Source organism: Dokdonia donghaensis DSW-1 (assembly GCF_001653755.1).
Classification (GTDB): Bacteria; Bacteroidota; Bacteroidia; order Flavobacteriales; family Flavobacteriaceae; genus Dokdonia; species Dokdonia donghaensis.
This window is the reverse complement of sequence record NZ_CP015125.1, coordinates 266,869-288,416: the sequence shown is the minus strand read 5'-3', so window position 1 is coordinate 288,416 and position 21,548 is coordinate 266,869. Positions and strand designations below refer to the sequence as shown.

The 21,548-nt window shown below is 38.0% G+C and carries 23 protein-coding genes; 7 read left to right on the top strand and 16 right to left on the bottom strand.

Going from position 1 to position 21,548, the window contains the following annotated elements:
- Nucleotides 1–49 precede the first annotated feature (49 nt).
- Together I597_RS01335 and I597_RS01330 are read left to right on the top strand one after the other, a co-directional pair.
- A complete protein-coding gene (locus I597_RS01335; protein WP_035329231.1) occupies nucleotides 50–1,006 on the top strand; it encodes a PorP/SprF family type IX secretion system membrane protein in 957 nt (318 codons plus the stop codon).
- A gap of 71 nt (nucleotides 1,007–1,077) precedes the next feature.
- A complete protein-coding gene (locus tag I597_RS01330; RefSeq protein WP_064497400.1) occupies nucleotides 1,078–3,039 on the top strand; it encodes an OmpA family protein in 1,962 nt (653 codons plus the stop codon).
- Nucleotides 3,040–3,143: 104 nt separating this feature from the next.
- Here the strand turns inward: I597_RS01330 and I597_RS01325 are convergent, their stop codons facing one another.
- Nucleotides 3,144–4,421 (bottom strand): metal-dependent hydrolase family protein, encoded by a 1,278-nt coding sequence (locus I597_RS01325; RefSeq protein WP_035325734.1) that lies wholly within the window; start codon nucleotides 4,419–4,421, stop codon nucleotides 3,144–3,146.
- 3 nt (nucleotides 4,422–4,424) lie between these two features.
- Nucleotides 4,425–5,558, bottom strand: coding sequence for a DegT/DnrJ/EryC1/StrS family aminotransferase (locus I597_RS01320; protein WP_035325731.1), 1,134 nt, complete (start codon nucleotides 5,556–5,558; stop codon nucleotides 4,425–4,427).
- Between the two features lie 136 nt (nucleotides 5,559–5,694).
- On the opposite strand from I597_RS01320, the gene I597_RS01315 reads away from it, so the two are divergent.
- A complete protein-coding gene (locus tag I597_RS01315; protein WP_035325730.1) occupies nucleotides 5,695–6,933 on the top strand; it encodes a 3-deoxy-D-manno-octulosonic acid transferase in 1,239 nt (412 codons plus the stop codon).
- Here the strand turns inward: I597_RS01315 and I597_RS01310 are convergent.
- The gene (locus I597_RS01310) at nucleotides 6,930–7,589 is read right to left on the bottom strand and encodes a DUF2461 domain-containing protein (RefSeq protein ID WP_035325729.1); all 660 of its coding nucleotides are present in this window, start codon (nucleotides 7,587–7,589) and stop codon (nucleotides 6,930–6,932) included. The two genes, I597_RS01315 and I597_RS01310, sit on opposite strands and share 4 nt — an antisense overlap.
- A 144-nt stretch (nucleotides 7,590–7,733) precedes the next feature.
- On the opposite strand from I597_RS01310, the gene I597_RS01305 reads away from it, so the two are divergent.
- On the top strand, nucleotides 7,734–7,973 hold the full coding sequence (locus I597_RS01305; protein ID WP_035325727.1) for a hypothetical protein: 240 nt from the start codon (nucleotides 7,734–7,736) through the stop codon (nucleotides 7,971–7,973).
- 56 nt (nucleotides 7,974–8,029) lie between these two features.
- Here the strand turns inward: I597_RS01305 and I597_RS01300 are convergent, their stop codons facing one another.
- Nucleotides 8,030–8,800, bottom strand: coding sequence for a LexA family transcriptional regulator (locus I597_RS01300; protein WP_035325725.1), 771 nt, complete (start codon nucleotides 8,798–8,800; stop codon nucleotides 8,030–8,032).
- Nucleotides 8,801–9,043: 243 nt separating this feature from the next.
- Here I597_RS01300 and I597_RS01295 point away from each other — a divergent pair, with 243 nt between their 5' ends.
- Complete coding sequence (locus tag I597_RS01295; RefSeq protein ID WP_035325724.1) at nucleotides 9,044–9,505, top strand: hypothetical protein; 462 nt, start codon at nucleotides 9,044–9,046, stop codon at nucleotides 9,503–9,505.
- Between the two features lie 75 nt (nucleotides 9,506–9,580).
- Here the strand turns inward: I597_RS01295 and fabD are convergent, their stop codons facing one another.
- The 3 genes from fabD to I597_RS01280 all read right to left on the bottom strand — a co-directional run bounded on the left by fabD (nucleotide 9,581) and on the right by I597_RS01280 (nucleotide 11,498).
- Nucleotides 9,581–10,465 carry an ACP S-malonyltransferase gene (gene fabD, locus I597_RS01290; RefSeq protein ID WP_035325722.1) on the bottom strand — a complete coding sequence of 295 codons (885 nt, stop codon included), beginning with the start codon at nucleotides 10,463–10,465 and terminating at the stop codon, nucleotides 9,581–9,583.
- A 107-nt stretch (nucleotides 10,466–10,572) separates the two neighbouring features.
- Nucleotides 10,573–11,055, bottom strand: coding sequence for a dihydrofolate reductase (locus I597_RS01285; protein ID WP_035325721.1), 483 nt, complete (start codon nucleotides 11,053–11,055; stop codon nucleotides 10,573–10,575).
- Nucleotides 11,052–11,498 carry a 2TM domain-containing protein gene (locus I597_RS01280; protein WP_035325720.1) on the bottom strand — a complete coding sequence of 149 codons (447 nt, stop codon included), beginning with the start codon at nucleotides 11,496–11,498 and terminating at the stop codon, nucleotides 11,052–11,054. Before I597_RS01280 ends, I597_RS01285 begins: the two co-directional genes overlap by 4 nt.
- Before the next feature lie 64 nt (nucleotides 11,499–11,562).
- On the opposite strand from I597_RS01280, the gene I597_RS01275 reads away from it, so the two are divergent.
- Together I597_RS01275 and I597_RS01270 are read left to right on the top strand one after the other, a co-directional pair.
- Entirely contained in the window at nucleotides 11,563–12,639 is a 1,077-nt protein-coding gene (locus tag I597_RS01275) for an aminotransferase class V-fold PLP-dependent enzyme (RefSeq protein ID WP_035325717.1), read from the top strand.
- Between the two features lie 222 nt (nucleotides 12,640–12,861).
- A complete protein-coding gene (locus tag I597_RS01270) occupies nucleotides 12,862–13,155 on the top strand; it encodes an isoamylase early set domain-containing protein (protein ID WP_035325716.1) in 294 nt (97 codons plus the stop codon).
- An 81-nt stretch (nucleotides 13,156–13,236) separates the two neighbouring features.
- Here the strand turns inward: I597_RS01270 and I597_RS01265 are convergent, their stop codons facing one another.
- From I597_RS01265 to I597_RS01225, 9 genes are all read right to left on the bottom strand, one after another.
- Nucleotides 13,237–13,518 carry a DUF427 domain-containing protein gene (locus I597_RS01265; protein ID WP_035325715.1) on the bottom strand — a complete coding sequence of 94 codons (282 nt, stop codon included), beginning with the start codon at nucleotides 13,516–13,518 and terminating at the stop codon, nucleotides 13,237–13,239.
- Nucleotides 13,519–13,562: 44 nt separating this feature from the next.
- The gene (locus I597_RS01260) at nucleotides 13,563–14,528 is read right to left on the bottom strand and encodes an L-histidine N(alpha)-methyltransferase (protein WP_035325713.1); all 966 of its coding nucleotides are present in this window, start codon (nucleotides 14,526–14,528) and stop codon (nucleotides 13,563–13,565) included.
- Between the two features lie 37 nt (nucleotides 14,529–14,565).
- Complete coding sequence (gene egtB, locus I597_RS01255; protein WP_035325712.1) at nucleotides 14,566–15,735, bottom strand: ergothioneine biosynthesis protein EgtB; 1,170 nt, start codon at nucleotides 15,733–15,735, stop codon at nucleotides 14,566–14,568.
- A 131-nt stretch (nucleotides 15,736–15,866) separates the two neighbouring features.
- Nucleotides 15,867–16,304, bottom strand: coding sequence for a hypothetical protein (locus I597_RS01250; RefSeq protein WP_035325711.1), 438 nt, complete (start codon nucleotides 16,302–16,304; stop codon nucleotides 15,867–15,869).
- A gap of 152 nt (nucleotides 16,305–16,456) precedes the next feature.
- A complete protein-coding gene (locus tag I597_RS01245) occupies nucleotides 16,457–16,864 on the bottom strand; it encodes a hypothetical protein (RefSeq protein ID WP_052111809.1) in 408 nt (135 codons plus the stop codon).
- A 24-nt stretch (nucleotides 16,865–16,888) separates the two neighbouring features.
- Complete coding sequence (locus tag I597_RS01240; RefSeq protein ID WP_035325709.1) at nucleotides 16,889–17,713, bottom strand: thymidylate synthase; 825 nt, start codon at nucleotides 17,711–17,713, stop codon at nucleotides 16,889–16,891.
- A 164-nt stretch (nucleotides 17,714–17,877) separates the two neighbouring features.
- The gene (locus I597_RS01235; protein WP_035325707.1) at nucleotides 17,878–19,182 is read right to left on the bottom strand and encodes a carboxypeptidase-like regulatory domain-containing protein; all 1,305 of its coding nucleotides are present in this window, start codon (nucleotides 19,180–19,182) and stop codon (nucleotides 17,878–17,880) included.
- Between the two features lie 195 nt (nucleotides 19,183–19,377).
- A complete protein-coding gene (locus I597_RS01230; RefSeq protein ID WP_236626671.1) occupies nucleotides 19,378–20,745 on the bottom strand; it encodes a NupC/NupG family nucleoside CNT transporter in 1,368 nt (455 codons plus the stop codon).
- Nucleotides 20,746–20,788: 43 nt separating this feature from the next.
- Complete coding sequence (locus I597_RS01225) at nucleotides 20,789–21,403, bottom strand: bifunctional nuclease family protein (protein WP_035325705.1); 615 nt, start codon at nucleotides 21,401–21,403, stop codon at nucleotides 20,789–20,791.
- Nucleotides 21,404–21,548: the final 145 nt, after the last annotated feature.

Below are 21,548 nucleotides of genomic sequence, written 5' to 3'. Positions count from 1 at the left end.
CTAATATTCGGTGTACTTGTAAGAGTACACCGGATTAAAATAAAGCAATATGAAAAAATGTTTTAACACTATATTTGTTGTGTCATTGCTCATTTTAACCCTGAGTACAGTTCAGTTAAATGCCCAGCAAGACGCACAGTATACACAGTATATGTATAATACGTTAAGTATTAACCCTGCTTATGCGGGTTCACGTGGTGGTGTTAGTGTGCTGGGTCTTCACAGAAGTCAGTGGGTTGGTCTGGACGGCGCACCTCGTACACAAACCGCTTCTATTCATTCTCCTATAGGAGACTCTCAGCGTGTAGGTTTAGGTCTTAATATCGTTCAAGATGATATTTTTATCACCAGTGAGACCTATGTAGACCTTGCCTTTAGTTACTCAATACCTACATCAGATATTGGTAAGCTTAGTTTTGGATTAAAAGGTGGGGTACATTTATTAGATGTAAACTATTCAGAGGCTTCGCCATTTCAGAATGGTGATGCGCTTATTCAGAATAATATAGACAATCAGTTTTCTCCTCAAATAGGAGTGGGGTTATTTTATTCTACAGATCGTTTTTATGCTGGTTTAAGTGCTCCAAATTTATTGGAGACCGATCACTTTGATGATAGCCAAAACACGAACGATCCTAATGCTACCTATCTCGCTACCGAGCGTATTAACTACTACCTCACTTCAGGTTATGTTTTTGATATTACTCCAGACTTTAAGTTAAAACCTGCTGCTATTGCAAAGTGGGTATCTGGAGCACCATTACAAGTAGACGTTACCGCAAATGCTTTGTTATACGATAGATTAACCTTAGGTGCTGCTTATAGGTGGAGTGCTGCTTTGAGTGGTCTTGTAGGTTTTCAAGTGACAGATAGTTTAATGATAGGCTTTGCTTATGATCGTGAGACTACCGAGTTGCAACAGTTTAACGACGGTAGTTACGAGGTGTTTTTAAGGTTTGAGATTTTAAAGAAACCTAAGCGTTTGATTTCCCCTAGATTCTTCTAATTAGATATATTAATATTTTTTTGCTTTCGCGAAAGCGTTAGTTTAAATAGAGCTGACTAAAATTATTTTGTATGAAACAAAGATTACTAAAGAGCTTACTAGCATCAATAATGTGTTTGCTGTGCTTTACTGTTACGGCACAAGAGGGTAAGGTACGGGAAGCGACTGAAAATTTTGATCAATATGCCTTTGTAGATGCTCGTAATTTATATTTACGAGTTGCAGAGAGAGGTTTTAGATCACCAGAGGTTTTAAAGAAACTAGGTGATGCCTATTATCTCACTGCCGATTATAAGCAGGCTGCAAAGTGGTATGGTGAACTTTTAGGTTCAGAAAGTGATACGCTTGTTGCAAATGCTGAGTATTACTTTAGATATGCTCAGTCCCTTAAGAGTATGAAGCGCTATGACCTGGCAGATACTCAAATGGATATTTTTAATAGGTTAAATGGAGATGATTCTCGAGCAGAGCGTTATGTAGCCGAGCGTGATTACTTAAAGGAAATCGAAGCACAGTCTGGTAGATATACCATTGGGAAGGTTTCTTTTAACAGTGAGCTTCAAGATTTTGGTCCTAGTTACTATGGTGAGGATCTTGTTTTTTCTTCAAATCGCGAAGTGGCTACTGGAGACTACATACACGATTGGAACGATCAACCTTTTTTAGATCTTTTTGTTGTAAGAGATACAGAGACTAATGATCCTACTATTAATCGTTTATCAAATGAGATAAACACTCCTTATCACGAGAGTACTTCTGTGTTTACAGAAAATGGAGATGTTGTTTACTTTACAAGAAATAACTATTCAAAGAAGACAAAGTTAAAGAGAGATGAGGATGGTACGACAAAGTTAAAGCTATATGTGAGTGAAAAATCTAATGATGGTTGGTCTGTTCCTGTAGAGCTTCCTTTTAATAGTGATGAGTTTTCTACTGCACACCCTGCTTTAAGTCCTGAAGAAGATATTTTATACTTTGCCTCAGATAGGCCTGGTACAAAAGGCTTAAGTGATTTATGGATGGTAACCATTAATGGGGATGGTAGTTATGGTGAGCCTGTAAATCTAGGCGATCGTATCAATACCGAGGGTAGAGAGACGTTTCCTTTTATCAGTTCAGATAACAAGCTTTTTTATGCTTCAGATGGGCATCTTGGTTTAGGAGGTCTTGATATTTTTGTTAGTAAGTTAGACGCGGCTGGTAGTATAGGAGATTCTTACAATGTAGGTAAGCCTGTAAATAGTAGTGCAGATGATTTTGGGTTGATATTAAACGAGGAACTTGGCACGGGTTATTTTGCCTCTAGCAGGGCTACAGGTCTTGGTAATGATGACATTTATAGTTTTGAGCGTAAACAAAAGTTGCTTACAGATTGTGCTCAGAATATTACAGGAGTTACAAAGGATGTAAAGACCGATAGGATACTTCCTCAAGCTACGGTAGAGTTACGCAATATTGCAAATGAAGTTGTAGGGACAAAAATAAGCGACAATGCGGGACGTTTTAGTTTTCCAGATGTAGATTGTAATACATCATACATAGTGCGTGCTAGTAAGTCTTTATATGAGCCAGCAGAGGCTATAGTAAATACAACATCAGAGGTGGGGCTAGTTTTAAACAGAGATTTATACTTAAAACCACCATTAAAGATAGAGTTAGGAGACGATCTTGCAAAAACACTAGAGCTTAATCCTATCTACTTTGATTTTGATAAACATAACATTCGTCCAGATGCTGCATTAGAGCTTGAGAAGGTTATCGCAGTAATGAGGGAGTACCCAAGTCTTAAGATCGATGTGCGATCACATACAGACAGTAGAGCTCCAGATGCTTATAATATGAGTCTATCTCAGCGTAGAAATGTATCTACAATACGATACATAGTAGATCAGGGCGGTATTAGTATGTCCCGACTTACTGGTAGGGGATATGGAGAGACCCAACTTACTAATGCTTGTGGTAATGGTATAGAATGTACAGAAGAGGAGCACCAACTTAACAGAAGGTCTGAATTTATTATAGTGGCAAAATAAAAGTCATTTATACATAATTAAAAAAGCCTCGCTCAGAAATGAGCGAGGCTTTTTTAATGGGTAATATTTACCTAGTATAGTTAATTCAATTGAGTCTTACGTTGTTATTTTTTATAGATTAATCCATCTTTCATAACAAAAGAGACGCTTTCTGTAGTTGTTATATTTTGTGTAGGGTCATCATCTGTAGCTATAATGTCTGCGAGGTAGCCTGGGGCTAGTACACCTAGTTTACCTTCCATATCTAGAAGTTTCCCGTTTGTAATAGTTGCAGATTGTATTGAAAACATAGGGCTCCATCCATAATCTACCATATATCTAAACTCCTTTGCATTCTCACCGTGAGGAAAGACGCCCGCATCGGTCCCAAAAGCAATATTTACTCCAGATTTTGCAACCATTGTAAATGTCTTTTTGAGCGTAGCATCTACCTTTTCAATTTTAGGTATGATGATGTCTGGGTAGTAACCTTTTACTTTAGCCTTGGCAGCGACGTACTTTCCTGCGGATAAGGTGGGTACGAGATAGGTGTTGTGTTTTTTCATAAGCTGTACCGTTTCTTCATCCATAAATGAGCCGTGCTCAATGGTCTGCACACCCGCTTTAATAGCACGTTGCATCCCTTCTTTACCGTGTGCGTGTGCAGCTACGTGCATTCCGTACTCCTTTGCAGTTCGTACAATCTCATCTACCTCTTCTTGTCTAAATTGTGGGTTATCACCATTTTTACTCACACTAAGAACACCTCCGGTGGCTGTGATTTTTATAAGGTCAGCACCATTCTTATAACGTTGTCTTACCGCCTTTCTTGCGTCATCTACACTGTTTATAACACCTTGGGCTGGACCAGGGTCGCCCATATTTACCTTTTTAAAACCATTAGTAGGGTCTGCGTGGCCTCCTGTGGTTCCTATGGCCTTTTCGGCAGTATATATACGAGGACCTCGAGTGGTTCCTGAGTTAATGGCGTTTCTTAAAGATACATTTACTCCAGAGCCGCCTAGATCTCTTACTGTTGTAAAGCCTGATAGTAATGTTCTTTCTGCAATTTCGGCTGCTGTAAAGGCTATGTCTGCCTCATTCTTAGTAAAAGTCTCAAGATACTGTTTCGGGTTTGTCTCGCCTTCTATGTGCACGTGCATATCTATAAAACCAGGCATTACCGTTTTGGTTTTAAGATCAATTATGCTTTGTCCAGCTTTCGCGGAAGCGTACCCCTTCTCAACACTCACAATTTGATTACCCAGTATGGTAATGGTTTGCTCTTTTAAAACTTTACCATTTTGAGTATCTATTATTTTACCACAATGTAGTAACGTTTCTTGTGCAAAAGTGGTCATACTCACTAGGCAAGCAAGTAGAAGGGATAGCGTATGTTTCATAGATTATTTATTTACAAAGTCAATCACGGTTTTAGTTATAAAAGCAATCTGGTCGTCCTCTAGTTCTGTGTGCATAGGTAGAGAGATACAGTCTTTTACAATGGCATTAGTCACAGGGAAGTCTGCCTCATTATATCGCTCATCTTTATAAGCTTTCTGGCTGTGTAATGGGATAGGATAATATACGCCGCAAGGAATCCCATTCTCATTAAGGTGTGCTACAAGAGCATCACGATCTGTGTCTACTACTCGTAGTGTATACTGGTGAAAAACGTGGCAATCACAACTATCACAAACTATAGGTGTAATAATCTTTTTATTACTCATAAAGGCTTCTGTATACTTGCGTGCAGCATCGCGTCTCGCTTTGTTATAAGAGTCTAGATGTGGCAGCTTTGCTCTTAAAACTGCTGCTTGTATAGAGTCCAGTCTACTGTTTACCCCCACTACATCGTGGTGGTATCGTACGTACATACCGTGATTTACCACACCTCTTATGGTATGGGCAAGGTCATCGTCATTTGTAAATATTGCACCGCCATCACCATAGCAACCTAAGTTTTTTGAAGGGAAAAACGATGTTGTACCTACGTGACCTATTCCTCCAGTTTTTGTTTTCTTACCATCACGACCTGTGTAGTTTGAACCTATACCTTGTGCGTTATCTTCTATAACAAAGAGGTTGTGCTCTTTTGCTAAATCCATAATAGCATCCATATTTGCTGCTCTGCCAAAAAGGTGAACAGGCACAATAGCCTTCGTTTTTGGTGTGATAGCTCTCTTAATAGCTTCAATGTCGATATTAAAATCTACCGGATCAACATCTACAAGAACTGGGGTAAGTTTTAAAAGGGCAATCACCTCTACAGTAGCTGCAAAAGTAAAATCTGCCGTGATGACCTCGTCTCCTTGCTCTAAGCCTAGACCCATTAGAGCGATTTGAAGTGCATCAGTACCATTTGCACACGGTATAACGTGCTTTACACCTAGATACGCTTCCAGTTCGGTTTGAAAGCTTTTTACTTCAGGTCCATTTATAAAGGCAGTGTTTGCAATAACCTCTGCAATGCTGCTGTCTACTCGTTCTTTTATAGTCGCGTATTGGCCTTTAAGATCGACCATTTGTATTTTTTTCATTAGATATGGGAGAAAGGCAAGTGACCTTTCTACAGAGTGGTATTTTAATAAAAAGCGTTGATTTTACAGAAAACAAAAGTACAAAATCTCCATCTCCTACTCAGACCTATTTAAATACAAAGTGTATTTTTGACCTATGCACACACTGTATTCTTTATTAATGAGGTTAGTCCAGACTGTATTACCGCTTGCTGGAAATTTTAATAAAAAGCTTCAAAAGTCTATTACAGGTAGAAAGGATACCATTAAGATTTTAAATGCGGAGCTCATAACTGGAAAGAAAACGTTGTGGATGCACGCCGCTTCTCTAGGAGAATATGAGCAGGGTGTACCTATATTAAAGGCTCTTACTGAGCACTATCCAGACCACCAGTGGGTGATAAGCTTCTTCTCTCCCTCTGGCTATGAAATAAAGAAAAATAACGCTTTCGCGAAAGCGACCATCTACCTACCACTAGACACCACATCAAACGTTAGTACTTACTTAGATACCATAAAACCAGAGGTAGCTTTTTTTGTTAAGTATGAATTCTGGCCTAACTACCTACGAGAGCTAAAACGCCGAAAGATTAGAACCTTTTTGATTTCTGGGGTTTTTAGAGAAAGTCAGCCTTTTTTTAGACCTTATGGTAAATGGATGATCAAATCACTAGAGAGTTTTGAGCATTTCTTTTTACAAGATCAAAACGCTGCCGAAGCTTTAGAAAAGCTAGGATTTCAAAATTATACAATAAGTGGAGATACTCGCTTTGACAGAGTGAGCCAGCAGCTTACAATGGATAATACGCTTGATTTTGTCTCAAAATTTAAGAAAGACAATCTCTGTGTGGTATGCGGAAGCACTTGGCCAGAAGATGATAAACTAATTATAGACTACATAAACAATCACAAAGGCAAGGCCAAATTTATTATCGCTCCACACGAGATTAAAGAAGAGAAAATATCAGCATTTATAAGAGCTTGTACCGCTAGAGTCGCTCGTTACTCTACAATGGATATAAATACTCTAAAAGATTATGATGTACTTATAGTTGATACCATAGGACTTCTTACTAAGATCTATAGTTATGCAGATGTAGCTTATGTAGGCGGTGCTATGGGGAATACAGGATTACACAATATTTTAGAACCTGCGACCTTTGGAGTGCCTATTCTTATAGGTCCTCATTTTAATAAATTTCCCGAGGCAAAAATACTCCAGCAGCTTGCTGGATTATATGCGGTTGCGAGTCAAGATCAATTTGACGAGCGACTCAACAAACTACTCAGTGATGATAAGTTTAGAGCTCAGACAGGTATGATCGCAGGGCATTTTATAAATAGTAATACTGGGGCTACGCGAGCTGTAATAGACTATATCAAAGACAGCAATTAAGCAAGCACAGATACGGCTTCTCTCAAGTATCTTCTAAAAGGGAGCATCTCTTTATACATTTCAATAAGTAGTGCGTCAAAATCTTTTGATAAAACTTGCTTTCGCGAAAGCGTAGTCTCCACCGCAAGAGTTTTGTACCTCAGTAAATCTATATGTGGGTGGTCTTTAGAAAAACCCTTTGGTGCGGTTTTTAATTTATCTTGATCCCATAGGTTCCCAAAGGCTTTTATAAAGCTGGGTTTTTCTAATATAGCTTTGAGTTCTTCTCCGTTATAATCTATCGCATCGCGTATGCTATCTAGAATTTCTTTTTTAGGCTTCCAGTAACCACCGGCCACAAGATTATGTTTAAGACCTATCTCAATGTAAAAATCCCCTTGTTTAGTTCTTTGGTCCAGTCCTGCGCCTATATGGTCTTTATAAATAGGCTTGTTTGGGTGAAACATTAGATTGTTATTGATACGGTTTATAGCCTTTTTACCAGGTGTGTCGAAATACGCTCTATCTACTTCCGCCAGCTTCGCATTAAGTTTGTTGAGCCAGTTTATATGGTTGTCTCTAATATGGTGATACTCTTTGCGATGAGCGTCCATCCACTCTTTAGAGTTGTTTTGTTGAAGTTTTTCGAGAAAGTCGTAGGTATCTTGAAAGTTCATTTTTACTTTAAAATTAACAGTTTTAGGTAATATAGTAAGTATGAGAGGCAAATGTTAACGTAACTTTAGAGCTTATTGGTAAAGCTTTGTGCGTGAAGCCTTATTAATCAATCTACATTTGTAGTACACTAAACCAATATGATTATGAAAACATTAAAAATAGGAGCAATTGCTCTAGGTATTATGGCTGTATCATTAACCTCTTGTAAAGAGAAGAAAACAGAAGCAGAGCAGGCTATAGAAGAAGCAAAAGAAAATGCCGCTGAGATAAAAGAAAAAAATACAGACGACGGTTATAAATTAAAAACAGAAAATGCAAACGGTTCTGAGACCAAAGTAAAGGTAGACGAAGATGGGGCTGTTAAGATAAAGACAGACCATTAATCTTTTTTATAACAAGACGTAAAAAGGATAATACTAGTGATTGTATTATCCTTTTTTTATGCTTTAAATTCTGTCATTTGTGCTTTGAGTTCAAGCATAGACTGTTGTAGTTCTTTAAGTAAATTGTTGCTACTACCTTCATCTAGATTAAAAGTGAGCTTACTATTTACTTGCCATATTTCTTGTATGTCGCTTACAGCAACCTCATAAGGTGCATACTCTTCATTACTTGATATAAGAAGTACACGCGATGAATCTGGAAGTTTTTGTAGTTTTTTTACCACTACAGCATCTTGCATAACAATTACATATACTTTATTATCACTAGCATACTCAAGACTTTCTACACCTTTTGCAAGTACCCAGTCTTCTGGTCTAAAGTTAGGGAGCATACTGTCGCCCTCTACTTGAAAACCTCTGTAAGTAGCATTACGGTATTGAGGTATGGGGAAGTCAAAGGCAGGCAGGTTTTGATACCACTCTACATCTGCAATATTATTAGGATAACCCGCAGCGGCTTTTTGATTTACTAAAACCATATTTTCATTATCTTCCTTATCTACTATGACAACCTTAGGACTTATGTCTCCTTTATCTGGGTTAAGGTGCTTCTGTTTACTGTAACCGTAAATCCATAGTGGGTTTATTTGAAAAAGGCGCAGTAGCTCTGTAATTACTTGGCCAGAGAGTTTTGTACGGCCGCGCTCTATATCTGCAGTACTATTTTTTATGCCTAATTTTTCGGCAAACTCTGCTTGTGTGAAGTCGTGATCTTCACGCACTTCTTTAAATCTACGTATTTCTGAAGGTAAATCATTTGTTCCCATACGGTAAATGTATGAAAATTAGGAATATTTCCAAATAAAAATTTTTTTATCTAAAAACATCTTTTTCAGCACTTTGGGCGTATAAAGAACATAACATTTTAAAAACAACTGTTGTGTAAGACAGATTGTCGATGTATTTATGTTTTTTATCGGTTAAAGATTGTAGTAAATATCTAATATTGCTGATTAAATGTGAAATTATGTTAAATTTGCACCTCACAACTATCTAAACAAATTTCTATTATGAAAAAATTATTATTAAATGTTGCTGCACTAGCCCTTATCGTAGGAGCAGTTTCTTGTAGAGAAGTACAAGAAAAAGCAAATGAAGCTGGAAACGCTGTTGAAAATGCTGCAAATGATGCTGCAAATGCAACTGGCGATGCTGTAAACAGTGCTGGTGATGCTCTTGAGAGCGCTGGTAACTCTGTAAAAGATGCTGCAAATGACGCTGCAAACGCTGCAGGAGATGCCGTAGATGCAACAGGAAACGCTATCGAAAACGCTGCAGATGCAACAGTAGAAGGAGCAAAAGATGCTGCAAATGCAACTAAAGATGCTGCAAACAACGCTATTGATGCAACTAAAGACGCTGCAAACAATGCTGTAGACGCAACAAAAGACGCTGCAAATAACGCTGCAAATGCAACAAAAGATGCTGCAAACGGAGCTATAGATAAAGTAAAGAAGGCGACAGGTCACTAAGAAGACACTTAACCATCATAAATAAAAAAACCAGCCTAACAGCTGGTTTTTTTTATGCTTTAAAATAAAAGAAATCTATTCAGGTAACACTGCGCCGCTTGCAGCTACATCTCTATTTATTTTTCTCATAAGGCCTTGTAACACTTTACCAGGGCCTACTTCTATAAACTCTGTACCACCATCTGCAATCATTTGCTGTATGGTTTGTGTCCACCTTACTGGAGCGGTAAGTTGTGCTATTAAGTTTGCCTGTATTTGGCTAGCATCTGTTATAGCGCTAGCAGTTACATTCTGGTATATAGGGCATATAGGTTTTGTAAACTTGGTTGCCTCTATAGCCGCGGCTAGTTCTTCTCTAGCTGGCTCCATCATAGGTGAGTGAAAAGCTCCACCTACAGGAAGCACAAGCGCTCTACGTGCACCTTTTTCTTTCATAGTCTCACAGGCTTTATTTATGGCTTCTATCTCTCCAGATATTACAAGCTGGCCTGGGCAATTATAATTTGCGGCTACCACAACTCCTGGTGTTTGCTCACACACCTCTTCTACCACGGCGTCTTCTAGACCTAATACGGCTGCCATAGTAGATGGCTGTATCTCACAAGCTTTTTGCATAGCCTGTGCGCGCTGGCTCACAAGCTTTAATCCATCTTCAAAACTTAATGCGCCACTTGCTACAAGGGCAGAAAATTCTCCCAGTGAGTGACCAGCCACCATTGCCGGTGCAAAATCTGTCATAACAGATTTAAGTGCTATAGAATGTATAAAGATAGCAGGCTGTGTTACTTTAGTTTCTTTAAGATCCTCTGCAGTTCCTTCAAACATTACATCAGTAATATTAAAACCTAAAATATCATTTGCCTTTAAAAAAAGATCTTGAGCATCTGGGTATTTTTCAAAAATGTCTAATCCCATTCCTGAGAACTGAGCACCTTGACCTGGAAATATATATGCTTTCATAAATTTATATTCGTTAGTAGGTGCAAAAGTACAAAATGAGAGAGACTCAATGAGGAGATATACGCTTTCGCGAAAGCGTACTCAAAACTACGTATAAGTTCTTTGCTCTACTTTCTCTTCCAGCTTTGAAAAGTAAAGCCGCTTTTGTGTTTGTCATCTACATCGTGAAAGGTACTGTTTACAAGTTGCCACTCACTCTCTGGTATTTCTGGAAAAAACGCATCTGCCGCATACTCGTTATGTACTCGGGTAAGTTCTATGTGTGTAGCATATGGCATACCTAGTTTATAAATCTCGCCGCCGCCTATAATAAATGTGTGAGCCTCTTGCTTACAATATGCCAGCGCATCTTCTAGGGAATGCACAACGGTAGCACCTGGCGGGTTGTATTGCTTATCTCTTGTAATGACTACGTGTGTTCTGTTAGGTAGCGGTTTTGGGAAAGACTCCCAGGTTTTACGCCCCATAATAATATGGTGACCTGTGGTGAGTTTTTTAAAATGACGAAAATCATCTGGAAGATGCCAGGGTATTTCTCCATTTTTACCTAGTGCATTATTCTCGGCAGCTGCTGCTATCATTGTTATCATAGGGGAGTATTCTGGTTGTCTAGTGAGGTGTTTGGGTCTGTTAAGATTGGACTTTTTTTTTCTGGTAAAGGGTGTGAGACTTGCACGCCTTCCTCTAGCTCTGCGATGCGTAGTTTTTGTTTGGCTACGAGTCTGTCTAGGTGTTTTTGTTCCCATTCTTTATTCATAAACTTGCTCATTACAATGACGTTTATGAGATGTATGAGAAAGAAAAATGTCCATATAAGAATTGCCCATACAAACCAAGGAGTCTCAAAAGGTTTGAACTCTTCACCCACATTAAGCACTTGATTAATTACAATAAGAAGTATTGCTCCTGCTAGAAAAGCTACAAAGTGCCTGTATAGGTTTTTCTTTTGCCTTACGCGAGCTTGAGCGTTTTCTATAAGTTCTTTTTGAACTGGATCTATAGATGTTGTTGTTTTCTTTGAGAATAGTGCCATAAAATGCGACCTTTATATGATGATATAAAATTAGCCTTTTAGAACGTCATTTTAAAAATAGCTTATGAAAAATTTTGCCAAACTCTTCCCAATCCTGAGTCAGTATACCTATCTCAACACACCTTCTTCTGGTTTACTCTCTGTGCCTGTGATGGAGTGGAGGCAAGAACACGATCTTGATTTCTTAGTACAAGGAAGCTTGCTCAAAGAAAATCAAGGTAAAATATTAGGGTCTGTGCGTGAGAAGGTAGGGGAGCTTTTTTCTTGTGAGGCAAATAGAGTAGCCCTTGTTCCAAATTTTTCATACGGTTTTAATACGCTACTTGAGGGCATTAAAAAACACAAAAAGGTACTGCTGCTAGAAGGAGATTACCCATCTATAAACTGGCCTTTTGAGAGTAGAGATTTTGATGTTAAGTACACTCAGATTAGTCCTAATCTTGAAGAGGTGGTTGCACAAGCTTTTAAGAAAGATACGCCAGATATTTTTGCATTCTCACTTGTGCAGTGGCTGGATGGTTTAAAAATAAACCAAGGGTTTCTTAAAGATTTAAAAGCGCTATATCCTGATACATTATTTCTTGCAGATGCTACACAGTATGTAGGTACAGAGGTATTTGATTTTGATAACTCTGCACTAGATGCTATAGGTGCGAGTACCTATAAGTGGATGAATGCTGGGTATGGTAATGGCTTTTTCTTGTTTAAAGAAAGTATTGTAGACCGTGTTGCACCTAGCACAACAGGTTTTAATTCTGTACAAGGTAAATATAAGCCACAAGAAGGTAACTTTTTAGGTCGTTTTGAACCGGGACATCAAGACACGCTCAATTATGGAAGTCTAGGTGTAGCAATAGATGTTATAAATCAACTTGGTATGGGGGTTATAGATAAGAGAATTAAGGATATAAATCTAAAAGCCAAAGAGATGTTTTTAGAAAATAGACTTCTTTCAAAAGCAATTGCAGAGCGCGAGAGTCACGGTGCATTTTTTAATATAAAAGGAGACGACCAAACTATAATAAAACTAAAAAACCAAGATATACTTACGATGGTGCGAGGAGAAGGCGTGCGGGTAGGTTTTCATTACTTTAATACAGAAGATGATCTAGCATATTTACTTGAAGTTATCAGGTCATAATCGCTTTGTTTTGTAGTTTTTACTGTAAATTTTACGTGAGTGACGTGTTAATTAATCATCATAAAATCAATTTATGATGCCTTCAAACGTTTTCGATTTAGCAGATATTAATTTTATGAGGTGCAATATTATTAAATCGTGAATAATGAGTTCAATAGTCTGATTATCTGTTTTTTATAATGTGCTAATCCTATCTTTGTACTTTATCAAAAACAAAGAATTATGGCGCTTACTAAGAAATTTTTAAAAACAAAGCCTGTTTGTAAAGTAACCTTTGCGATTGCTGCTTCAGAGGCAGATACGGTTGCCGTAGCAGGTGATTTTAATAACTGGGATACCACAACACCTCTTAAAAAACTTAAGAACGGAACCTTTAAAGGCACCTTTGATATCCCTACAGAAAAGTCATACGAGTTTAAATATGTAGTAGATGGAGAGTGGGTAAATGAAGAAGCTGCAGATGGTTACCAATGGAATGATTATGCCGCTGCCGAAAACAGTGTTTTAGAATTATAACGTTAAGTTTCCCTCAACTTATAGTGCAAAAAGCCATTTTCGTTTAGAAAATGGCTTTTTTTACATTACAGAAATATAGAATTACTCTACTACAACGACACCACGCCAGAAGGCAACCCTATTCTCAATACTTTTTGCTAGCTCACTTACTTCTGGATAGTACCAAGCGGCATCTGTATTTTCTTTTCCATTTACCTCTATTGAGTAATATGATGCCTTACCTTTCCAAGGGCAGGTACTGTGTAAATCACTAGATTTAAAATATTCTTTCTTTATAGCCTCGTGCGGAAAATAGTGATTGTTTTCTATCACTATCGTATCATCACTTTCTGCTATTACTTCGTTGTTCCATATTGCTTTCATAATTCTTTTTTTAGATGTTGTTACGCTTTCGCGAAAGCGTACTCTTATTTCTTTTCAAATAAATAGTTCTTGTAATATCCCTTACTATCTGCAAAGTCGTTTATAATATTAAGCCCAGACTCATTTGCAAGCCACTCTACAATGCTGTCGTCATACTTCTGGCTTATCTCTGTATGTATGGTCTCCCAGGCATTAAAGTGTACATTAAGATCTAGAGCGTTAATACGTACCTCTTGGTCTTGCTTACTCACGAGATAGCTCTTTGCAGTGCCTGTTTCTGGGTCGTAAGTCTCCCAGTGGTTAAACTGCTCTGGATTAAAAGTACCATCCATCTCATCATTAATGCGGTGCAGTAAGTTCTTATTAAAAGCAGCGGTAATACCTTCTGGGTCATTATAAGCATCAAGTATCACCTGCGGATTCTTTTTTTGGTCAAACCCCATAAAAAGTAAATCTCCCGGGCTCATTGCTTTCTGAATATTTGATAAAAAGTCTATAGCCTGCGGGTGTAAAAGGTTCCCTATGTTTGAGCCTAGTACTACAATTACTTTTTTACGAGAGTTGTAATTTGCTAGCCCTTCTAGTACGTCAAAATAGGTGCCCTGTTGAGGTTTTATATCTACTTTCGGTAAGTCTTTATTCATACTTTCTTCAAGACCGTCTAGTGCATTCTGGCTAATGTCTATAGGGAGGTAAGTAAAAGTGTCTCCGCGAGTTACTAGGTGTTCTAGTAAAATCTTTGTTTTCTTGCCGTCACCAGCTCCTAGTTCAATAAGCTCAAAACCACTTTTGCTTGTAAAAGCCTGTGCAATGGCGGTTTTATGTGTTTCAAAGATTTCATACTCACAATCTGTGAGGTAGTAGCTAGGCATAGCCATAATGTCTTGAAAGAGCTTGTCTCCCTTTTTATCATAAATAAACTTTGAAGACAGATATTTTGGAAATGCCGTAAGCCCTTCTTCAACTTCTTTATGAAATGCGGTTGCTATAGTTGGTTTAGTTTGTGTCATATATGTAATGGTCGTGTGGTATGGTAAAAACTTACTACTATTTTGCTAGGCGTAGGCCTGTAAATTGCCATCGTAATCCAGTTTGAAAAAAGTTACGATAGGTGTGTCGTGTATGTCTACTTGGTGTTGCCACAGAGCCACCTCTTAAGACCTTCTGGTTTACCATAAACTTACCGTTGTATTCTCCCAGTGCTCCCTCTTCTTTTTTATAGCCTGGGTAGGGTAGATAGGCGCTCTCTGTCCACTCCCAGCGGTCTCCCCAATCTAGGTGTTTACTTGCTACTTCCCACTCAAATTCTGTAGGTAAGCGTAGTCCTTTGTATTGTGCATAAGCAAATGCCTCATAGTATGAGATATGAGCTAGAGCGGCACTCTCGTCTATTTCTTGTAAGCCCTTTTCGAGTGTGTAGTGATACCATTTATCTCCTACTTTATGCCAGTACATAGGGCATTCTATATTATTTTTTTGGACCCAGTCCCAGCCCTCGGCGTGCCAGAGTAATGTTTTATTATATCCTCCAGCTTCTATAAAAGCTATCCACTCACCGTTTGTTACCAGCGTATTAGATATAGCATAGTCGTGTAGGTATACTTTATGACGGCCTAGCTCATTATCATAACAAAACTCTGGAGTGTTATGACCTATTTCATACACGCCTTCGGTTATATGAGTCCATTGTGATTGTGGGGTTTCTTTTACGCTTTCGCGAAAGCTAATATCTCCTCCATAAACAGGCATAAGTGGGTTGTTGCCTAGTATATATTTTATATCTGTAGCGAGTAGCTCTTGGTGTTGTTTCTCGTGATGTATGCCTATGGTAAGTAACTTAGTCACCTCTGCCGAAACGTCTCCCTCTAGAAGATCTTTAAGAGCCTCTGTCACGTACTTTCTGTAAGCATATACTTGGTCTACAGTGGGTCTTGATAGATTACCTCTGTCTGTGCGCACAACGCGCTTACCTATACTCTCATAATAGCTATTAAAAACAAAAGCAAAGTCATCGCTAAAAAGTGTGTAACCTTCTTTATGATGTTTTAGAATAAACTCTTCAAAAAACCACGTAGTGTGACCTAGGTGCCACTTAGGTGGCGAGACATCTACTATGGGTTGTACGACATAGTCTTCTATCTCAAGTGGTTTACACAGGCGCTCTGTGTGCTGTCGAGTTTCAAGAAAAAACTCGAGTAAAATTTCTGTAACAATCATAGCAGTGACAATTATAAGTCACATAAAGTTACGGGTTTTTAAGTGCGTGTAAAATTTTATGACCTCATTTGGCAAAATGTTAATATTTAAGCCAATTGATGTATTAGGTCTAATTCTGTAAGTAGGTCGTGCTAATAGGTAATGGGTATTGTATATTCTGCAGCTACTTTTTTACCTCCTAGTTCTCCAGGTTTAATTTCTGGAATAGATAAAATGACTTTTTTGGCCAGTTCTTTTATTTCTGGTATTCCTCCCTTTATACTTTGTATTCTAATAGACCCATCTTTTTGAACATAAAAGTTTACTGTAACCTTCTTATACTCTAGTTTTTCCATAAGGTCGTATGGAATTTTAAAATTGGTCGCTATATGCTTACTTAAAGATTCGTCAAAGCACCTTCTCAGTTTATGTATATTCTTAAAATTACAGCCAGGCCAGATGGGAGGGCGCTCAAAAGCTTTTACACCCGCTTGCGAGCCGTAAAAATATTCTTTGCTATCTGAGTAAGATTGTGCCTGTAAAGAGGTGGCGCATAAAAATAGTACGAGTATAGTTATCAAGGGATTCATAAATGTTTTGATGATGAGTGTTAAATATATCTATTAAAGTACGAGGATATGGAAAACACCGATAACTATTTACTATTGAGATAGCTATAAATGAACCGAGGAGCAAAATCTCTTTTGCTCCTCGGTTTATAATAGTATATGTTCTTACAGTCTTACAATGTAAATGCAAGTTTAAGATCGCTATCCTTTTTTGTTCCTCCCATATTGCCGGGAATTACTTGAGGCATCATCATAATCACTCTTTTTACTTCTTTTTGTACTCCTGGAGAGCCTCCTTTTACAGATCGTATCACAGGCTTACCTTCTTTATTTATAAACATATCAATTGCCACCTTCCCTTTTACATAGTCTGATGGAAATTTAAAATTTTTAACAATATGTCCTGCTAGTTTCTGGCGTAAACAGTTGTTTTTTTGATTGATAGACCCAGTACATCCTGGCCACGTAGGTGGGACCTCTGTAACTTTAAGAGTAGTAGACTTTCTCATAGACACACCTTCTTGTGCACTCATAGTTGTAAACGCTGCAAAAAAAGCAAGGGCAAATAATAATTTTTTCATTGTTGTAAGTAGGTTAATTTGAGGTTATACCGCAACTGCTCCTTTAATATGAGGGTGCGGATTGTAATTTTCTAAAGTAAAGTCATCAAAAGTGAAGCCAAAGATGTCTTTTACCTCAGGATTTATTTTTAAAGTAGGTAAAGTACGAATTTCTCTGGATAATTGAAGTTCAACTTGTTCCATATGATTACTGTAAATATGGGCATCGCCAAAGGTGTGAATAAAATCTCCGGCCTCATAGCCACACACTTGCGCCATCATCATTGTAAATAGTGCGTAACTAGCTATATTAAACGGAACTCCTAAAAAGATATCTGCACTGCGCTGGTATAGCTGGCAACTTAGCTTTCCATCTGCTACATAAAATTGGAAAAATGCGTGACAGGGAGGTAAAGCAGCCTTGCCATTTGCAACATTTTCAGAAAAAGAGACAGCGGTATCTGGCATTACAGAAGGGTTCCAAGCGCTTACCAGCATCCTGCGGCTATTAGGATTTTTTTTAAGTGTCTCTACAATATCTTTTATCTGGTCTATCTCGTCACCATTCCAGTTGCGCCACTGGTAACCATAAACGGGACCTAGGTCTCCATTCTCATCTGCCCACTCATTCCAGATGCGCACACCATTTTCTTGAAGGTACTTCACGTTAGTGTCACCTTGTAAAAACCACAAAAGCTCATAGATGATAGATTTAAGGTGTAATTTTTTTGTAGTAACCATCGGGAAGCCTTCTGAGAGGTCAAAACGCATTTGATACCCAAATACACTTTTTGTTCCTGTACCGGTGCGATCGCCTTTAAAGTTACCTTCGGCGAGTACGTGCTTCATTAAGTCGTGATACTGTTTCATACATCTAGTTTACTAAGTGATAATTGTAAGGTGCCTATGCTGGTGGTGATTACGCTTTCGCGAAAGCGTAAAAAGTCTCTTGCAAAGTTTAAGCAAAATAAAAACACCTACCGTTTTCTACAACGAAAGGTGTTTCTACTTATTATGAGTTATTAACGTATGGGTTATTTACCGCCTAGTGAGGCGCGATCTTCTGAGCGTTCTAGCCTGCGCTGAATTTTTTTAATCGCAGACTCTATAGATTTTTCTGGTTCAATTACATTGTATGTTCCCCAGAATTCTGGATCACCAAAACCTAGGTTTTGATCTGCCATAATGATATATTCATCTATCTCATCATCACCTTCCCAAGAGGCATTTGCTGGGGCGAGTTGCCAGTCTGTAACAGCCATCTCACAAGAGAGTGTATAGATGGATTTAAAAAAGCGTCGCTTTTTCTTTACCTCAAATGATAGATCTGCTTTGCTATATCCATAAACCCACCTGCCATTTTTCTCGCGATAATTAACTTCATAAGAAATGTTGCGTGGTTTTATTTTTACATTACTAGGTTTACGACGCACAAACATTTCATTCACCTCGTCTGTATTATCAAGTTTGAGCGCATAGGTGGCTTTTACAAGTGCAAGGCTGGTGGCTCCTATATATAAATTACCTTCATATAAGGGTGTAAGCACCTCCCCGCGTTGCTTGAATCGTATGACAAATACATTCTCACCATTAATTTCTGATACTTTGCCAAATCTAAAGGTGTAAGCATCCATCGTTTCTGGGCTAAAGATATATTCTGGGTACTTCATTACGTCTACATATAACGCACTAAAAGGACCTCCTTGTAGTTTAAGGGCGATGGTGTCTAGTTTTGAGTAATCTGTGTCTTTTCTTGATTTTACAAGCCTTATTTGATCCTTCTTGCTGTTTGCATTAGGTTGCTTATAGATATTTACAACGGCTTCTGCCAGCGATGCGTTTTTACTGCGCTTTTTTATGGTCTCTCTATAAAATGCAGTCATCACGGTTTCATTACCTAGATAATTATCTTTTCTTTTTTTGAGTACTTTTTTTACAAGGGCCTTTGCATCTGTATAGGCAACAAGATTTGCTGGATCAAGATTTATGATGCTATAATCGAGTTTAATTTTGAGTGGTTTCTTAAGATTTTCTGGAAGTAAAATAATTTTCTCGTTAAAACCTAGCGCGGTAATTTTGAGCTGTTTATTTGCGTCTTTTACTGGTATTTTTAAAGCAAACTCACCTTCATTATTTGATACAGTGCTTAGGTTAGTTCCTATAAGAGTAACGGTTGCCTTAGCGATTTCATCTTTGGACTCAGACTCGGCTATTTTTCCTTTTACTTCTATATAGTTCGTGATTTTTTGGGCATAGGTACTTGGTGTAAAAGCAAGTACTATGCATAGTGCAAGTAGCCACGAGAGCTGGCTAGTGAGCAGATTTTTGTGCGTTTTCATAAGCGGTTTTTTAGTATGCAATCTATTCTACCTCATTAAGATACGACAAAAAGTAATGCAGGTAGTACACTTTTGTCGGGTGTTGTAAAGATTGCTTTCACCCAGTAGGTTGTTTTACGAGATAAACAAGGGTGATTACGCTTTCGCGGGAGCGTAAAAATCTAAAAAAAAAGAGTGGTGTTAGATAAGGATCTATTACCCTATAATCATACCGGCAATGGTTGCAGATATAAGTGAAGCTATAGAACCTCCTATAAGTGCTTTAAGACCAAAACGAGATAATTGCGTGCGCTGCCCTGGAGCTAGAGAACCTATACCACCTATCTGAATACCGATAGAGGCAAAGTTTGCAAATCCACAAAGCATATATGTTGCCATTATGATAGACTTCTCATAGTTGAGGTGTACAACGTTTGTGGTGTCTTTGAGCTCTGCAAGCTGTATGTAACCCACAAATTCGCTTGCTGCTAGTTTTATACCTAGTAGTTGTCCCATCATCGTTGTGTCTTCACTAGCTACACCTATAAGCCACATAAGTGGGGCAAAGATGGTTCCTAAAATAGCCTCTAGAGATAGTTGCGGGTATGCAGAGTTTGCCGCAACCCAATCATTGATATTAGTTACACCTCCTATAAAGCCTAGAATCCAATTCATCATAGCTATAAATGCTACAAAAACAAGAAGCATTGCCCCTACATTTACTGCAAGTTTTAAACCTTCTGTAGTTCCGTTTGCAATAGCGTCTAATATATTAGCACCTATCTTATCATTTGAAACATAGACATCAGTATTAACTTTTTCAGTTTGAGGATAAAGTATTTTTGAGATTACAATTGCTCCTGGGGCTGCCATTACAGATGCTGCAAGCAGGTGTTTTGCAAATAGTAGTCTTAAAACAGGGTCGTCACCTCCTAAAAAACCTATGTATGCAGCGAGTACAGCCCCAGCAACTGTGGCCATACCTCCTATCATAACAAGTAAGATTTCTGACTTGTTCATTTTTTCTAGATATGCTTTTATAAGAAGTGGTGCCTCAGTCTGTCCTAGAAAAACATTGCCCGCTACACTTAAACTCTCAGCTCCAGAAATACCCAAAAGCTTAGATAGAAGCCATCCAAACACTTTTACAATTTTTTGTATTATCCCGAAATAATACAGTACAGATGTAAGTGCAGAAAAGAAGATGATAGTAGGCAATACTTGAAAAGCAAATATGTATCCAAAGGTACTTGTATCACTAACGAGGCCCTGAAACAAGAAGTCGCTTCCAGCAAGTGTAAATTCAAGAATTTTGACAAAAATATTTCCTAAAAAAGAAAAAATCTTTTCTACAAATGGAACTTTAAGGACACAAACAGCTATAATAAGTTGAAGGCCTAGCCCTATGCCAACCGTTTTCCAGTTTATCGCTTTGCGATTACTACTAAATAACACAGCAATGATAATAAGGGTAATCATACCCAAAACACCACGGCCAAAACTCTCAAGGGTAAAACCTTGCGAAGGGATAACATCTACAATAGCCTGTGATTGCTCCTGCGCAAATGTTGTAAGTGAACTCATTAATACTAATAAGGTGAGTAGTAGCTTGCGCATATAAGATTGTTTAGTTGCGTTTTGAGATTTCATCTCGCACTTTTGCCGCAGTTTCATAGTCTTCACTAGCTACTGCTTGCTCTAATTTGTTGTGTAGTTCTTGTAGTGACATTTTTTTATAATCATCACCGCTAGATGTAGACTCTTCTTCCAGAATGATTTCATCCATTAGGACTTCATCCTCTTCAGTAAACTCCTCTGGGTTTGTGTTTCCTTTGAGAAAGATACCTGCTTTATCAAGTATATTTTTATAAGTAAATATAGGTGCTTGAAAACGTAGGGCTAGTGATATAGCATCACTGGTGCGTGCATCTATAATTTCTTCTATTTTGTCTCTCTCACAAATTATACTAGAGTAAAAAACACCATCTACAAGTTTGTGTATTATTACTTGTTTAATGACGATATCAAAACGATCTGCAAAGTTTTTAAATAAGTCGTGTGTGAGAGGTCTGGGTGGTTTTATTTCCTTTTCTAATGCAATCGCAATAGACTGTGCCTCAAAAGCTCCTATTACAATAGGTAACTTACGTTCTCCGTCCTGTTCAGTAAGAATAAGGGCATACGCACCATTTTGAGTCTGGCTGTAGGAGATTCCTTTAATGTTTAAACGCACTAAGCTCATAAGTTGCAAAAATAGGAAAAAGGGATTATAAGTTAAGAAGTTTATACGATTTGCCGTATTGATATCTTTATTATAAGGTAATATGCAGTCTTTTAGGTAGATAAGGGTAAATAAAAATGAGCTTAAATAGAATTTAAGCTCATTT

Excerpts from the sequence above, each read along its gene's own strand:
- I597_RS01335 (WP_035329231.1), top strand. The coding sequence starts at position 50 with ATGAAAAAATGTTTTAACACTATATTTGTTGTGTCATTGCTCATTTTA.
- I597_RS01330 (WP_064497400.1), top strand. The coding sequence starts at position 1,078 with ATGAAACAAAGATTACTAAAGAGCTTACTAGCATCAATAATGTGTTTG.
- I597_RS01325 (WP_035325734.1), bottom strand. The coding sequence starts at position 4,421 with ATGAAACATACGCTATCCCTTCTACTTGCTTGCCTAGTGAGTATGACC.
- I597_RS01320 (WP_035325731.1), bottom strand. The coding sequence starts at position 5,558 with ATGAAAAAAATACAAATGGTCGATCTTAAAGGCCAATACGCGACTATA.
- I597_RS01315 (WP_035325730.1), top strand. The coding sequence starts at position 5,695 with ATGCACACACTGTATTCTTTATTAATGAGGTTAGTCCAGACTGTATTA.
- I597_RS01310 (WP_035325729.1), bottom strand. The coding sequence starts at position 7,589 with ATGAACTTTCAAGATACCTACGACTTTCTCGAAAAACTTCAACAAAAC.
- I597_RS01305 (WP_035325727.1), top strand. The coding sequence starts at position 7,734 with ATGAAAACATTAAAAATAGGAGCAATTGCTCTAGGTATTATGGCTGTA.
- I597_RS01300 (WP_035325725.1), bottom strand. The coding sequence starts at position 8,800 with ATGGGAACAAATGATTTACCTTCAGAAATACGTAGATTTAAAGAAGTG.
- I597_RS01295 (WP_035325724.1), top strand. The coding sequence starts at position 9,044 with ATGAAAAAATTATTATTAAATGTTGCTGCACTAGCCCTTATCGTAGGA.
- fabD (WP_035325722.1), bottom strand. The coding sequence starts at position 10,465 with ATGAAAGCATATATATTTCCAGGTCAAGGTGCTCAGTTCTCAGGAATG.
- I597_RS01285 (WP_035325721.1), bottom strand. The coding sequence starts at position 11,055 with ATGATAACAATGATAGCAGCAGCTGCCGAGAATAATGCACTAGGTAAA.
- I597_RS01280 (WP_035325720.1), bottom strand. The coding sequence starts at position 11,498 with ATGGCACTATTCTCAAAGAAAACAACAACATCTATAGATCCAGTTCAA.
- I597_RS01275 (WP_035325717.1), top strand. The coding sequence starts at position 11,563 with ATGAAAAATTTTGCCAAACTCTTCCCAATCCTGAGTCAGTATACCTAT.
- I597_RS01270 (WP_035325716.1), top strand. The coding sequence starts at position 12,862 with ATGGCGCTTACTAAGAAATTTTTAAAAACAAAGCCTGTTTGTAAAGTA.
- I597_RS01265 (WP_035325715.1), bottom strand. The coding sequence starts at position 13,518 with ATGAAAGCAATATGGAACAACGAAGTAATAGCAGAAAGTGATGATACG.
- I597_RS01260 (WP_035325713.1), bottom strand. The coding sequence starts at position 14,528 with ATGACACAAACTAAACCAACTATAGCAACCGCATTTCATAAAGAAGTT.
- egtB (WP_035325712.1), bottom strand. The coding sequence starts at position 15,735 with ATGATTGTTACAGAAATTTTACTCGAGTTTTTTCTTGAAACTCGACAG.
- I597_RS01250 (WP_035325711.1), bottom strand. The coding sequence starts at position 16,304 with ATGAATCCCTTGATAACTATACTCGTACTATTTTTATGCGCCACCTCT.
- I597_RS01245 (WP_052111809.1), bottom strand. The coding sequence starts at position 16,864 with ATGAAAAAATTATTATTTGCCCTTGCTTTTTTTGCAGCGTTTACAACT.
- I597_RS01240 (WP_035325709.1), bottom strand. The coding sequence starts at position 17,713 with ATGAAACAGTATCACGACTTAATGAAGCACGTACTCGCCGAAGGTAAC.
- I597_RS01235 (WP_035325707.1), bottom strand. The coding sequence starts at position 19,182 with ATGAAAACGCACAAAAATCTGCTCACTAGCCAGCTCTCGTGGCTACTT.
- I597_RS01230 (WP_236626671.1), bottom strand. The coding sequence starts at position 20,745 with ATGAGTTCACTTACAACATTTGCGCAGGAGCAATCACAGGCTATTGTA.
- I597_RS01225 (WP_035325705.1), bottom strand. The coding sequence starts at position 21,403 with ATGAGCTTAGTGCGTTTAAACATTAAAGGAATCTCCTACAGCCAGACT.